The following is a 13,147-nucleotide window of genomic DNA, read 5'->3' on the forward strand; positions in this document are numbered from 1 at the left end:
AGGGGAGCTCAGGCGGTCGGGTCGTAGACGCGGCGGTCCTCGGGGAGACCGGCGTCGTCGTAGAGGGCCTGGAGCCCCTCGGCGGAGAAGATCGCGTCGTCGTCGACACCGCCGGCGATCCAGCCGAGCATCGTGGTGGTCCACGCGTCGGTCGCGGCGACGGCTTCGAGTACCGCCTGGAAGAACGGCGGGAGCTCGCCCAGCTCGGCGACGGTGGTCGTGTAGTCGTACATCACCGCGGTCTCCTCGTCGCGGGTCTTGGCGAACTCGGCCAGCGCCTCGTCCATCGGCCGCAGTCCGGCCAGGCCCTCGTGCACGCGCTCGGCGAGCTGCTCGGCGTGGATGAAGGAGTCGCTCATGCCCCAGCCGGTGAGCGGGTCCTTGTGGTAGCCGGCGTCGCCGACCAGCGCCCAGCCCGGGCCGAACGCCTGGCGGTAGAAGTTGTCGGGGTAGCGCATCGCGATGAACGGGTCGGTGCGGGTCGCGTCGCGCAGCTGCCCGCCGATCGCGGGCAGGATCGCGTCGACGGTGGACTGGAAGTTGCCGGGCACGTCCTGGCGGAACTCCTTGATCTGCGCCTTCGTCGCCATGACGCTGACCAGCGTGCCGCCGTTCGTCGGCCATGCCCCCGCCCAGCGCCCGTTCGTCCCGGTGTGGTGCTGGAGGCCGGCGCTGTCGACGCCCTCGAAGTAGGAGTAGTAGGCGGCGCCCGCAGCCGGGCGGACGTTGTAGAGCGGGGCCTCGACGCGCTTGGCCACCGTCGAGTGGGCCCCGTCGGCCCCGATCACGATCGGCGCGCGGAACTCCGTCTCCGGCCCGTCGCCGACGCGCCCGCGGACGCCGGCGACCGCACCGTCGGCCCAGATCAGGTCGGACACGGTGAACGACTCGAGCACCTCGGCGCCCGCCCGGCGCGCGGCGTTCACGAGGATCTCGTCGAGCACGATCCGGCGCGGGCAGTAGACCGCGTCGACGCCGTCGATCGGGTCGGCGAACCCGCTGAACGCGACCCCGCGGTGCGAGTAGCTCATGCGCCGCGCCGCGGGGGTGCCCGCGGCGACCAGCTCGTCGAGCAGGCCCCAGCTCTGCAGCCGCGCGACGCCCGCCTGGTGCATGTAGTGCGTCGAGACCGTGTCGCTCGGGAACGACGCGCGGTCGACCACCAGCACGCGGTGACCCTGCCGGGCGAGAAGCATGGCGAGCGGCGATCCGGCGCAGCGCGCCCCCACAACGATGGCGTCGTACATGAACGTTCTCCTCTGCTGGAAACCCTGGGTGAGAGCTTCTTGGTACGCAGTCGCCGGGGCCGTCGCTGCTCAGATCTGAGCGTTCGGGGAGAAGTCGCACGGCTGCTCAGAATTGCGCGGGAAGGGCCGCCGGCTGTCGTTACCTTCGCCCGGATCGACACGTATCTCGGACCGAGGGGAAGTGGCTGGTTATGACGGCGACCGAGGATCGACCCGCACTGCTGCAACCGTTGCCGCCGACCATGCAGGACCGGGTCCTGGACCTGGCCCGGCGGCGGGCCGAGGTGCTGGCGGGGCCGGGGGAGAAGGCGACCGAGGCGCAGCGGACGCGGCGCAAGCTGACCGTGCGGGAGCGCCTGGACCTGCTGTTCGACGAGGGCTCGTTCGTGGAGCTGGAGTCGATGCGCCGCCACCGCGCGACCGGGTTCGGGATGGAGGACCGGCGGCCGCCGACCGACGGCGTCGTCACCGGCTGGGGCACGATCGACGGCCGCGCCGTCTTCGCCTACGCCCACGACTTCCGGATCTTCGGCGGTTCGCTCGGCGAGGCGCACGCGCAGAAGATCCACAAGGTGATGGACCTCGCCGAGACGGCGGGCGCCCCGCTGATCAGCCTCAACGACGGCGCCGGGGCCCGGATCCAGGAGGGCGTCACGGCGCTGGCGGGCTACGGCGGCATCTTCCGCCGCAACGTGCACGCGTCGGGCACGATCCCGCAGATCAGCGTGATGCTCGGCCCGTGCGCGGGCGGGGCCGCGTACTCACCGGCGCTCACCGACTTCGTCTTCATGGTCCGCGACATCTCGCAGATGTTCATCACCGGCCCGGACGTCGTGCAGGCCGTCACCGGCGAGCAGATCAGCCACGACGCGCTCGGCGGCGCGGACGTCCACGGCGGCACCGGCGTCGCCACCTTCGTCTACGACGACGAGGTCACCTGCCTCGCCGACGTCCGCTACCTGGTGTCGATGCTGCCCTCGCACAGCGACGAGGCGCCGCCGGTCACCGGCTGCGCCGACGACGTCGAGCGCAGCTGCGACCGGCTGCTCGAGCTCGTCCCGGCCGACCCGGCCAAGCTCTACGACGTCTGCGACGTCATCGCCGAGGTCGTCGACGACGGGGAGTTCCTGGAGCTGCACGACAGCTGGGCCGCCAACGTCGTCTGCGCGCTCGCCCGGATCGACGGGCACGTCGTCGGTATCGTCGCGAACCAGCCCAAGGTGCTCGCCGGCGTGCTCGACATCCCGGCGTCGGAGAAGGCGGCCCGCTTCGTCCAGACCTGCGACGCGTTCAACATCCCGCTGGTCACGCTCGTCGACGTGCCGGGGTTCCTGCCCGGCAGCGACCAGGAGCACGGCGGGATCATCCGGCACGGCGCCAAGCTGCTCTACGCCTACTGCGCGGCGACGGTCCCGCGGGTGCAGGTGATCCTGCGCAAGGCCTACGGCGGGGCGTACATCGTGATGGACTCGCGCTCGATCGGCTGCGACCTGTCCTTCGCCTGGCCCACCAACGAGATCGCCGTGATGGGGGCGGAGGGCGCAGCCAACGTGATCTTCCGCCGCGAGATCCTGGCCGCCGAGGACCCGGTGGCGGCGCGGGCGGCGCGCACGGCCGAGTACCGCAGCGAGCTCGTGCACCCCTACTACGCCGCCGAGCGCGGCCTCGTCGACGACGTCATCGACCCGCGGGAGACGCGCACGGTCCTCGCCCGATCCCTGGCCGTGCTGCGCACCAAGCAGGCCCCCGTCTCGTGCCGCAAGCACGGGAACCCGCCGATCTGATGGGAGCCCCGATGACGCCCGTACCGGACATCAGGATCGTCGCCGGCCACCCGAGCGACGAGGAGCTCGCGGCCGTCGTGGCGGTGCTGGGGACGCTGCTCGCCGCGCGGTCGGCGCCCGCGCCCACCCCGCCGCGGCACCGTGCGCGGCGGGCACGGGTCACGTGCACCGCGGTGCGCAGGCGCGCGGGTTCAGTCGTCGGATAGGGACTCGATAGGCTGAACTCCTAGCTTTCTGGTCACGGACAGCGACCGGGCTCGCGCCCCCTCGCCGACCACCACCCGGAAGCGCTCGCCCACGAGCGCCCCCCTTCGCCACATGGAGGACGCGTTGAGCGAGCCGCTGTCGACCACGATGACGGTCCGGGGGATCCGGCCGGGACCGGCCCCGTCCCGGCCGGCCCCGGCCCCGAACGCGTCGGTGGTGAGCGGGTTCGGCGGGCAGCTGGCCGGGCTCATCGCCGACCGGACGGTGCCCTCGACCCAGGTCCGCTTCGACGCCGGGACGTCGATCTACGGCGGCGGCCCGCACCCCGACGAGTCGGTCTACCTGCTCACGGCCGGCCGGGCCAAGACGGTGATGTACTCCCGGTCCGGGCGCCGGTGCCTGCTGCGGATCCACAGCCCCGGTGAGGTGCTCGGCGAGCTCGCGATCCTGGGCGGGGAGCGCACCGAGACGGCGATCGCGATGTCCCCGAGCGTGGTCCAGCGGGTCGCGGTCAGCCACCTGCTGCGGCTCATGGGCTCGCCCGCCGTGCACCGGCACCTGATCCGGCACCTGGGGGAGCGGCTCGCCGAGCAACAGCGGGCGATCAGCCACCTGGTGGGTGACGACAGCGAGCACCGCCTCGGCGTCACCCTTCTCGACCTGGCCGAACGCCTCGGGAAGCCCGAGCGCGACGCCGAGCACGACGCGGTGCGCATCGCCCAGCGGATCACGCAGGAGGAGCTCGCCGGCATGGTCGGCACGACCCGTTCGCGGATCGGCTTCTTCCTGCGCCGCTTCCAGGAGTGCGGGGCCGTGGAGTTCAGCCGCGGTCACGTGATCCGGGTGCGCTCCCAGCGCCTCGGCGACTACCTGGAGTCCCGCCTCGACGCCTGCTGACCCCTTCCCTCGTCCCCCGATCCCGCAGCCCGACCGGTCCTCCCGGTCGGGCTGTCGGCGTCTGTGGGCCGCCGGGAACCCGGCTCGAGGATCGATAGAGAAGCGATAGAGGACCGATGTGACTTGGTCATAGCTTTACCAACGTCAGGGAGAGAGATGAGAAAGCCGACACCCACCGCAGTACTCCGAAGGGACACGTCATGCGACGGATCGCCCGCTCCATCGTCCTGCTCGCCGCTGCCGCCGGCCTCGTGCTCGGCGGGCTGGGGGAGCCGCTCAAGCCCCGCGGCCCCCTGGACGGCGGTTCCACCACCAACGGCAACACCGCCTGGGGCTGAGCCGCCGTGACGTGACGCAGCGTGACCGATCTCAGGTCGCTGCGGGACCCGCGAGCCGCTGCTCGAGGTCCAGCGTCAACCGGCCGGTGAAGGCCGGAGCGGTGCTCCTCAGGTGCTCCAGAGCCGCGGTCCACTGCTGCACCGCGCTCTCGTGCCGGCCCTCCGCGGCGTCGGCGTCACCGAGGGCCGTCAGGCAGCCCGCCGTCAGCACCGGGAGATCGATCTCCCCGGAGGCGTCGAGCGCCTCCTCGGCCCGTTCCCGGGCCGCCGGCACGTCCCCGCCGGCCAGCGCGACGGCGCTGAGCGACAGCAGTGCCCGCACGCGGATGCGCAGCTCGGCCAGCTCGCGCGCCATGCGCTCGGCCGCGACCAGTGCGGTGCGCGCCGCACCGATCTCCGCACGGGCGATGTGCGCCTGACCCAGACCCAGCAGGCCGTACGCCTCGGCGGTGCGGTCGCCGACGTCGCCCGCGAACTCCAGCACCGCCGAGAACGACTCCAGGGCGAGGTCGCCCGCCCCCTGCTGCAGCTGGATCTCCCCGAGCCGGTGCATCACCTGCGCCCCGACCCGGCGGTTCGGGATCGTCCGGCAGATCTCCGCCGCCGCCTGCAGGCGGGTCTGGGCGTCGTCCTCGTGCCCGATGTCCAGGTCGACCTGGGCGAGGTTGCTCAGCACGTAGGCCTCGCCCGCGCGGTCACCGGTCGTCCGGAAGATCTCCAGCGCCTGCTCGTTGCGGGTGCGGGCCCGGGAGTAGTGCGCCGTGACCCGGTCGACGAAGGCCTGGTTGCGGATGACCATCGCCATCCCCTCGTCGTTGCCGAGCTCGGTGAACGTGGCGAGCGCGGCGTCGAGGCACTCCTCGGCCTCGGCGAAGCGCTGCTCGAACATGTGCAGCGACCCCAGCGAGTAGGTCATCACGGCCTCGCCGAGGCGGTCGCGGTCGCGGCGGGCGGCGGCCAGCCCGAGGTCGTGGGTGGCCCGCCAGTCGTCGAACAGGGCGTGGGCCTCGAACAGCACGACGGAGCTGATCGCCAGGTCCCAGCACAGCGACCCGAGACCGGCCGCCGAGGCCTGGGCCACCGCGGCCACCAGCGCCTGGCGCTCACGGGCGAGCCACAGCAGGGGCTGGGCCATGAGCGAGGTGCGGAGCCGTTCGCCCAGCGGGTGGCGGTGCGCGTCGCCGTGGACGATGAGGAAGTCGCCGCCGTACTCCCGGCGGTGGGCCTCCTCGGCGAGGCCGAGCATCGCCCCGAGGTACCGGGCGACGGCCGCGGCGCGGTCCGTCGCGGGGTCCTCGGCGACGGCGCGCTCCCGCGCGAAGAGCCGGACCAGGTCGTGCAGGTGGTAACGGGTGCCGCCGACGTCGCCGTCCGGGTCGATCTCGATGTCGACGAGGTGCAGCTCGACGAGCTCGTCGAGCTGGTCCTCCGCGGTGCGGTGGTCGACGTCGAGCAGGGCCGCACAGGCCCACGCCCCGACGTGCGGGGTGTCGATCATCGCGAGCAGCCGCAGCAGGCGGCAGGCCTCCGGTTCGAGGGCCTCATAGGTGAGCAGCAGGCTCGCGCGCACCGCCATGTCGCCGTGTCGCAGCTCGTCGAGCTGGATCGTCTCGTCGGACAGGCGGTCGACCATCGTGCGCAGCGACCAGTGCGGGCGGGCGGCCAGGCGCGCCGCGGCGATCCGGACGGCGAGCGGCAGGTGCCCGCACAGCCGTACCAGCTCGACGGCCGCCTCGCGGTCGTCGGAGATGCGCGTCCCGCCGATCACCCGGTCCAGCAGGGCGACCGCGCTCTCGGTGGTGAACGACTCCAGCTGGACCCGCTCGGCGCCGGGGAGCGCGGTGAGCCGCCTGCGGCTGGTGAGCAGGACGGCACTGCCCCGGTCGGGCGGCAGCAGCGGGACGACCTGCGCCTCCTGGCCGACGTCGTCGAGCACGATCACGACGGAGCGGCCCGACAGGCGGCTGCGGTACAGCTCCGCGCGCTCGTCGAGGTCGTCGGGGATGGTGCTGCCGGGCACCCCCAGCGCGCGCAGGAACCGGGCGATCACCTCCGCGGGGGCCACCGGCCGGGAGGCGCCGTGCAGGCTCGCGTAGAGCTGGCCGTCGGGGAAGCGGTCGGCGAGGCGGTGCGCGAGGTGCAGCGCGAGGGCGGACTTGCCGATCCCGCCCTGCCCGGTGAGGACCACGACCGCGGGCGCGGCGGGCGTGTCGCGCTCCGCGGAGATCTTCCCCAGCACCTCGGCGATGGCCCGGGTGCGGCCGGTGAAGTCGGCGACCTCCGCCGGCAGCATCCGCGGGGCCGAGCTCGCCGGCGGCGGCGGGGCCTCGGCGCGGCGCCCGTTGCGCGCGACGACGATCGAGTCGTCCTCGCGCAGGATCGCCTGCTCGAGGCGCCGCAGCGGCTCGGCGGGCTCGATGCCCAGCTCGTCGATCGACAGCTGCCGCGCGCGGCGGAACTCGCGCAGCGCGTCGGCCTGGCGCCCGGCCCCGTAGAGGGCGAGCATCAGCTGCCCGCGCAGCTCCTCACGCAGCGGATAGCGGTCGATCTCCTTCGTGAGGACGGCGACGAGGTCGCGGTGGTTGCCCATCCGCAGCTGGGCGTCGGCGAACTCCTCGACGACCCGGGCCCGCTCCTCCTCCAGGTGCGTGGCGGCGTCGCGGACGGCGAGGCTCTCGATCCCCGGGAGCGCGGACCCCCGCCAGCGGGCCAGCGCCGTGCGGAACAGGTCCGCAGCGTCGCCCAGCCGGTCGTGCTGGACGTGGTCCCTGGCCAACGCCACCTCGGTGGCGAAGAGCTGCCGGTCGAACTCGGCGGACCCGGCGTCGAGCAGGTACCCGGGGCGCCGGGTGGTGATCACCTCGGTCCGGGCGTCGGACCCCAGGCGCTGCCGCAGGCTCGACACGCAGATCTGGATCTGGCTGCGCGCCGTGGCGGGCGGGGAGTCCGGCCACACGGCGTCGACCAGGCGGTCGACGGACACCACGTGCGGCGACTCGAGCAGCAGCATCGCCAGGACGATCTGCTGCCGCGGACCTCCGAGATCGACCGTGCCGCCGCCGCGCAAGACTTCGAGCGGCCCGAGGACTCGAAACTCCACGCGACTGCCTCCCGAGGACCGGATCCCGATTCAACCATCGGGTGCCCGCCATCACCTCATCGAGAGGGCAAGTTCATCTGATCTTGGCCTGTGGTGGACCGAGCGCGATGCACCGGCGCGTCGGTTACCTCGAACGGCCCAGCCGGGAGTCGGCGTCGCGCTGGTCCGGATAGCCGATGGATAGCCGATGGATCGCCCCCGGCGCCACCCTCCGGGTCCGGGACGAGCCCGGCGCACGGGAAAGGAGGACGGGTGCCACTGACAGTGGAGGTCGTGGACCTCACCCACGGTCGACCCGCCAGCGACGTCCGGGTCGGGCTGGAGTGCTCCGACGGCTCCGTCTGGACGGCCGTGGCCTCCGCGTCGACCGACGAGTCGGGCCGGATCGACGACTGGGGCGGGGCGGACGGGCACGACCGCGACCTGCGCCTGGTCATCGACGCCCGGCGGTACTTCGCCGCCCAGGGGCTGCTGTCGTCGCAGGCCGACATCACGATCGCCGTCGGCCCGACGTCACCGTGGACCGTCCGCCACGTGCCGGTCCTGCTCGCCCCGTTCGGCTACAGCACCTACACGGGCCTGTCGTCCTGACCGGCCCTCCTGACCTGCCCGCACCTGCCAGGAGAGGCGTCGAGATGCACGAGGAACACGCGTTGGACGGGTCGCAGCCGCGCCCGGTCCCGGTCCGCCACCGCGCGGCACTGCGGGTGGCGGGGCCGGGGGACTCGCCGGGCGGCCGCGGCGCCCCCGTCGACGAGCGGCGGCTCGTACTGACGCTGGGCTGCCGCGACGAGGTCGGCGTCGTCGCGCGGATCGCGGGCGCGATCGGTGAGATGGGCGGCTGGATCGCCGAGGCGGCCTACCACTCCGACCCGGAGACGGGCTGGTTCTTCACCCGTCAGGTCGTGCGCGCGTCGTCGCTGCCGTTCGGGGCCGCGGAGCTGCGCAGACGGTTCGCCCCGGTCGCGCAGCGGATCGGCGCCGACGCGGGCTGGACCGTCACCGACTCCACCGACCGCAAGAGCGTGGTCCTGCTGGTCAGCCGCGAGACGCACTGCCTGCACGACCTGCTGGGCCGCTTCTCCAGCGGCGAGCTGCCGGTGCGGCTCGCCGCCGTCATCGGCAACCACGCCTCGCTCGGGCCGGTCGCGCGGGCGCACGGCGCGGAGTTCCACCACGTCGTGTTCCCGAAGGCGGGTGGGCCGCAGGAGGAGAAGGACCGCGCGTTCGCGCAGCTGCGCGGCCTCGTCGCCGACCACGATCCGGACGCGATCGTGCTGGCCCGGTTCATGCAGATCATCCCCGCCGACCTGTGCGCGGAGTGGGAGGGCCGGGCGATCAACATCCACCACAGCTTCCTGCCGTCGTTCATCGGCGCGATGCCCTACCACCAGGCGCACGCGCGGGGCGTCAAGCTCATCGGGGCGACGTGCCACTACGTCACCGAGCACCTCGACGCCGGACCGATCATCGAGCAGGACGTGATCCGCGTCGACCACTCCGACACCGCACCGGAGATGGTCCGTCGCGGCCGCGACATAGAGCGGCTCGTGCTCGCCCGCGGGCTGCGTTGGCACCTGGAGGACCGGGTGCTGGTGCACGGCAACCGGACGGTCGTCTTCCGGTGATCCCCGTACTTGACCCTCCCCGTGCGGGAGATACCACGCTCCTCCTCATGGACACGACCCCGACGCTCCCCACCGTCTCGGCGAGCGACCTCACCCTGACCACCGTCCCCGCCCGCACGCTGCTCGTCGTCGACGGCCGCGGGGGCGCCGAGGGGCTCCCGTTCGCCGCGGCCGTGCGGGCCCTGTTCCGCGCCCGGGCCGCCCTCGGAGCGCCGATGGGGGTGCCGCTGGAGGGCACCTACGCGCAGGACGGCGACCCGCTGCGCTTCCACCTCGACGAGCCCGCCGGCTGGCACTGGACCCTCGCCGTCCCGGCGCCGGAGGGCTGCACGGCCCGGACGGTGGCGGCCCTGGACCACGTGGCGCCGGTCGCGCTGCGGGTCCAGGGTGGGCACCGGGCGGCGCAGCTCGTGCACGCCGGCCGGTACGAGGACGAGGCGCCCTCGCTCGCCGCGCTCTACGGCTTCGTCGCCGGGCGCGGGCTGCGCCCGGCGGGGGCGCACACCGAGGTGTACCTGACCGACCCGACGGTGACCGAGCCGTCGCGCAACCGCACGATCCTCCGGGTGCCGGTGTGGACGGCCTGATGCCGATCGGGGCGTTCGCGCGCCTGGCCCGGCTCACCGTCAAGGCCGTCCGGCACTACGACGCCGAGGGGCTGCTCGCCCCGGCGCACGTCGACCCGCACTCCGCCTACCGCTACTACCGCGCCGACCAGGTGCGCACGGCCACCACGATCGTGGTGCTGCGCGGCATGGACGTGCCGCTGCCCGTGGTCCGGGAGGTGCTCGCCGCCCCGGACACCGACGCGGTGAGCACCGTGCTGGGCCGGGAGCGGGAGAAGCTGCGCGAGGAGCTCGCCCGGCGCGAGGAGGTCCTGCGCAACCTCGACGGCCTGCTGCGCCGCCCCGAGCGCGTCCGGTACGACGTGGCGATCGGCGAGCGGGAGCGGCAGATCGTCTCGGGGGTCTCGGGGGTCGTCCGGGCCGCGTCGATCGACGACGACACCGGTGCGCTCTGGCGCGGGGCCTGCGCGCTGACGACCTCGCGTGCGCCGCTGGTGGCGGTGTTCCCGCTGGACCTGACCGACGAGTTCGAGACGCTGGTCGGTCTGCCCGGGCCCACCGCGGAGGGGGCGCACGTCGTGCTGCCGGCCGGGCCGTGGGCCACGACGCTGCACGTCGGGCCGTACCCGGAGCTGCCGATGGCCTACACGGCCCTGCTCGAGCACGTCCGGGAGCGCGGGCACGTGCCGCTCGGCCCGGTCACGGAGACCTACCTGGCGGGCCCGGACGCGGTGGGGACCGAGGACCTGGTGACCCGCCTAGGAGTAGCCCTCACCCCCTGACCCCGCGGGTCCCCCCTTCCCGCGCCCGCGAGTCGCTGTTCCCGCGCCCGCGGGTCCCCCTTCCCGCGCCCGCGAGTCGCTGTTCCCGCGCCCGCGAGTCGCTGTTCCCGCGCCCGCGAGTCGCTGTTGCTCCGACCCCGAGTCGGGGGGAATGCGCCCTGGGCGGGCCCCGTTGCCCGGAGGGAGACCATTCGTCGACGAGGGAGAGCGCATGCGGACGGCACACCTGGCGGTGGAGGTGTCCGGCTTCGGCCGGCACCCCGAGGCGTGGCGGCAGGCGGGGGTGCCCCGCGAGGCGCTGCTGACCCCGGCGCACCACATCGCGGTCGCCCAGCTCGCCGCCCAGTCGGGAGCCGACTTCGTCGCGCTCCCCGACTCGTTCGGCGCCGGGAGCGGTCTCGACGCCGTCGCGATCGCCGCCCGCGTCGCCCCCGTGGTGCCCGGGATCGGCCTGGTCCCGACCGTGACGACCACGCACACCGAGCCGTTCCACACCTCCAAGGCGATCGCCACGCTCGACCTCGTCTCGTCCGGTCGTGCCGGCTGGGAGCCCGCGGTCTCGCGGACGGCGGGGGAGGCGGCGCAGTTCGGGCGCAAGCCCGCCGCAGAGCCCGCCGAGCTGTGGCGCGAGGCCGCCGAGACGATCGAGGTCGTCGTGGCGCTGTGGGACTCCTGGGAGGACGACGCCGTGATCCGCGACGTCGCGACCGGCCGCTACGTCGACCGCGACAAGCTGCACTACGTCGACTTCAGCGGGGAGTTCTTCTCCGTCAAGGGCCCGTCGATCACGCCGCGCAGCCCGCAGGCGCACCCGCTGATCGTCCTGCGCGCGGAGCCGGACTCGCTCGCCGTCGCCGCCCGCTGGGCCGACGTCGTCCGGATCACCGCGCCCGACCTGTCCGCCGCGCACGCCGCCCGCGAGCGGATCCGCGCCGCCGTCACCGATGCGGGCCGCGACCCCGACGCCGTCGCCGTCCTGCTCGACGTCGAGATCCTGCTGGCCGCCGACGAGAACGCCGCCCGCCGCCGGTTCGACGAGCTGGGCGAGCTGGCGGAGGAGACGCTGCGGGTCGTCGGCTCGCCCGAGGCGTTCGTGGACGTGCTCGCCGAGGGCGCCGTCGACGGCGTCACCGCGATCCCCCTGACGCTGCCCGGCGGCCTGCGCGTGCTCGCCGACGAGGTCGCGCCGCGGCTGCTCGCCGCGGGCCTGCGCACCCCGGCCGACCCGGCCGCGACCCTGCGGGAGCGCTTCGGTCTGCCCCGCCCCGCCAACGTCCTCACCGGAGCCTGACGTGCCGAAGAAGCAGATCCACCTCGCCGCGCACTTCCCGGGCGTCAACAACACGACGGTCTGGAGCGACCCGGAGTCGGGCAGCCAGACCGACTTCGCGTCCTTCGTCGCCTTCGCGCAGAACGCCGAGCGCGGGCTCTTCGACTTCCTCTTCCTCGCCGAGGGCCTGCGCCTGCGCGAGCACCAGGGCCGGATCCACGACCTCGACGTCGTCGGCCGCCCGGACACGTTCACCGTGCTCAACGCGATCGCGGCCGTCACCACCCACCTCGGGCTCGGCGGCACGATCAACACGACGTTCAACGAGCCGTGGGAGCTGGCCAAGCAGTTCGCGTCGCTCGACCACCTCTCCGGCGGGCGTGCGGCCTGGAACCTGGTGACGTCCTCCGACGCGTTCACCGGCGAGAACTTCCGCCGCGGCGGCTTCCTCGAGCCCGCGCAGCGCTACGACCGCGCCCAGCAGATGCTCGACGCCGCGCGCGAGCTGTGGCTCGCCGACGGCCGCCCGATCGACCACCACAGCGCCCAGTTCGACATCGTGGGGGACTTCCCGATCCCGCCGACGCCGCAGGGCCACCCCGTGCTGATCCAGTCCGGCGACTCCGACCAGGGCCGCGAGTTCGGCGCGAAGACCGCCGACGCGATCTTCTCCCGGCACGGCAGCGTCGAGGACGGGCAGGCGTTCTACGCCGACCTCAAGGGCCGGATGGGTGCGTACGGGCGCCGGCCCGAGGAGATCACGATCCTGCCCGCCACCACGTTCGCCCTCGGCGACACCGAGGCGGAGGCGCAGGAGAACGGGCACCGGATCCGGACCGCGCAGGTCAGCCCGCAGACCGCGATCGCGTTCCTGGAGCAGGTGTGGGGCCGCGACCTCTCGGCCTACGATCCCGACGGCCCGCTGCCCGACGTCGACCCGGACCCCGGCGCGCAGATCACCCGCGGTCGCGTGCGCCACGAGAAGGACCCGCTCGCCGTGGCGCAGCGCTGGCGCGAGCTCGCCGAGGCGAAGGGCGGCCTGTCCATCCGCGAGCTGATCATCGAGACGACGGCGCACCAGTCGTTCGTCGGCACGCCGAAGGAGGTGGCGCGGCAGATGGACGACTACGTCCAGGCCGACGCCTCCGACGGCTTCATCCTCATCCCGCACCTGACCCCCGGCGGGCTCGACGAGTTCGTCGAGAAGGTGGTGCCGGAGCTGCAGGACCTCGGCAGCTACCGCACGGAGTACGCCGGCCCGACCCTGCGCGACCACCTCGGCCTGGCCCGTCCGTAGCCGGCGACCCGCGGGCGGAGAAAGGGGGACT

General features: G+C 73.8%; 12 protein-coding genes. 10 read left to right on the top strand and 2 right to left on the bottom strand.

Annotated features, from left to right (window positions below):
• Window positions 1–8: 8 nt before the first annotated feature.
• The gene (locus I4I81_RS03600; RefSeq protein ID WP_218603152.1) at window positions 9–1,247 is read right to left on the bottom strand and encodes an NAD(P)/FAD-dependent oxidoreductase; all 1,239 of its coding nucleotides are present in this window, start codon (window positions 1,245–1,247) and stop codon (window positions 9–11) included.
• Between the two features lie 191 nt (window positions 1,248–1,438).
• Between I4I81_RS03600 and I4I81_RS03605 the strand changes: the two genes are divergently transcribed.
• From I4I81_RS03605 to I4I81_RS03620, 4 genes are all read left to right on the top strand, one after another.
• Entirely contained in the window at window positions 1,439–3,031 is a 1,593-nt protein-coding gene (locus I4I81_RS03605; RefSeq protein ID WP_218603153.1) for an acyl-CoA carboxylase subunit beta, read from the top strand.
• A gap of 11 nt (window positions 3,032–3,042) precedes the next feature.
• A complete protein-coding gene (locus I4I81_RS03610) occupies window positions 3,043–3,237 on the top strand; it encodes an acyl-CoA carboxylase subunit epsilon (RefSeq protein ID WP_218603154.1) in 195 nt (64 codons plus the stop codon).
• Between the two features lie 112 nt (window positions 3,238–3,349).
• Window positions 3,350–4,135, top strand: coding sequence for a Crp/Fnr family transcriptional regulator (locus I4I81_RS03615; protein ID WP_218603155.1), 786 nt, complete (start codon window positions 3,350–3,352; stop codon window positions 4,133–4,135).
• Window positions 4,136–4,335: 200 nt separating this feature from the next.
• Entirely contained in the window at window positions 4,336–4,473 is a 138-nt protein-coding gene (locus tag I4I81_RS03620; RefSeq protein WP_218603156.1) for a hypothetical protein, read from the top strand.
• A gap of 31 nt (window positions 4,474–4,504) precedes the next feature.
• Here I4I81_RS03620 and I4I81_RS03625 read toward each other — a convergent pair whose 3' ends face one another.
• Window positions 4,505–7,573 (bottom strand): AfsR/SARP family transcriptional regulator, encoded by a 3,069-nt coding sequence (locus I4I81_RS03625; protein ID WP_226363726.1) that lies wholly within the window; start codon window positions 7,571–7,573, stop codon window positions 4,505–4,507.
• Between the two features lie 252 nt (window positions 7,574–7,825).
• On the opposite strand from I4I81_RS03625, the gene I4I81_RS03630 reads away from it, so the two are divergent.
• The 6 genes from I4I81_RS03630 to I4I81_RS03655 all read left to right on the top strand — a co-directional run bounded on the left by I4I81_RS03630 (window position 7,826) and on the right by I4I81_RS03655 (window position 13,116).
• Window positions 7,826–8,164 (top strand): hydroxyisourate hydrolase, encoded by a 339-nt coding sequence (locus tag I4I81_RS03630; protein ID WP_218603158.1) that lies wholly within the window; start codon window positions 7,826–7,828, stop codon window positions 8,162–8,164.
• A gap of 44 nt (window positions 8,165–8,208) precedes the next feature.
• Window positions 8,209–9,201, top strand: coding sequence for a formyltetrahydrofolate deformylase (gene purU / locus I4I81_RS03635; RefSeq protein ID WP_218603159.1), 993 nt, complete (start codon window positions 8,209–8,211; stop codon window positions 9,199–9,201).
• 47 nt (window positions 9,202–9,248) lie between these two features.
• Window positions 9,249–9,788 carry a GyrI-like domain-containing protein gene (locus I4I81_RS03640; RefSeq protein WP_218603160.1) on the top strand — a complete coding sequence of 180 codons (540 nt, stop codon included), beginning with the start codon at window positions 9,249–9,251 and terminating at the stop codon, window positions 9,786–9,788.
• The gene (locus tag I4I81_RS03645; protein ID WP_218615804.1) at window positions 9,776–10,549 is read left to right on the top strand and encodes a MerR family transcriptional regulator; all 774 of its coding nucleotides are present in this window, start codon (window positions 9,776–9,778) and stop codon (window positions 10,547–10,549) included. Before I4I81_RS03640 ends, I4I81_RS03645 begins: the two co-directional genes overlap by 13 nt.
• Before the next feature lie 211 nt (window positions 10,550–10,760).
• Window positions 10,761–11,840, top strand: a complete 1,080-nt coding sequence (locus I4I81_RS03650) for an LLM class flavin-dependent oxidoreductase (protein ID WP_218606275.1) — start codon at window positions 10,761–10,763, stop codon at window positions 11,838–11,840.
• Window position 11,841: 1 nt separating this feature from the next.
• Window positions 11,842–13,116 (top strand): LLM class flavin-dependent oxidoreductase, encoded by a 1,275-nt coding sequence (locus tag I4I81_RS03655; RefSeq protein ID WP_218615805.1) that lies wholly within the window; start codon window positions 11,842–11,844, stop codon window positions 13,114–13,116.
• The last annotated feature ends 31 nt before the right edge of the window (window positions 13,117–13,147 follow it).

Origin of the sequence: Pseudonocardia abyssalis (genome assembly GCF_019263705.2) — a bacterium.
Lineage (GTDB): Bacteria > Actinomycetota > Actinomycetes > Mycobacteriales > Pseudonocardiaceae > Pseudonocardia > Pseudonocardia abyssalis.

Excerpts from the sequence above, each read along its gene's own strand:
- I4I81_RS03615 (WP_218603155.1), top strand. The coding sequence starts at position 3,350 with ATGGAGGACGCGTTGAGCGAGCCGCTGTCGACCACGATGACGGTCCGG.
- I4I81_RS03610 (WP_218603154.1), top strand. The coding sequence starts at position 3,043 with ATGACGCCCGTACCGGACATCAGGATCGTCGCCGGCCACCCGAGCGAC.
- I4I81_RS03620 (WP_218603156.1), top strand. The coding sequence starts at position 4,336 with ATGCGACGGATCGCCCGCTCCATCGTCCTGCTCGCCGCTGCCGCCGGC.
- I4I81_RS03650 (WP_218606275.1), top strand. The coding sequence starts at position 10,761 with ATGCGGACGGCACACCTGGCGGTGGAGGTGTCCGGCTTCGGCCGGCAC.
- purU (WP_218603159.1), top strand. The coding sequence starts at position 8,209 with ATGCACGAGGAACACGCGTTGGACGGGTCGCAGCCGCGCCCGGTCCCG.
- I4I81_RS03605 (WP_218603153.1), top strand. The coding sequence starts at position 1,439 with ATGACGGCGACCGAGGATCGACCCGCACTGCTGCAACCGTTGCCGCCG.
- I4I81_RS03600 (WP_218603152.1), bottom strand. The coding sequence starts at position 1,247 with ATGTACGACGCCATCGTTGTGGGGGCGCGCTGCGCCGGATCGCCGCTC.
- I4I81_RS03640 (WP_218603160.1), top strand. The coding sequence starts at position 9,249 with ATGGACACGACCCCGACGCTCCCCACCGTCTCGGCGAGCGACCTCACC.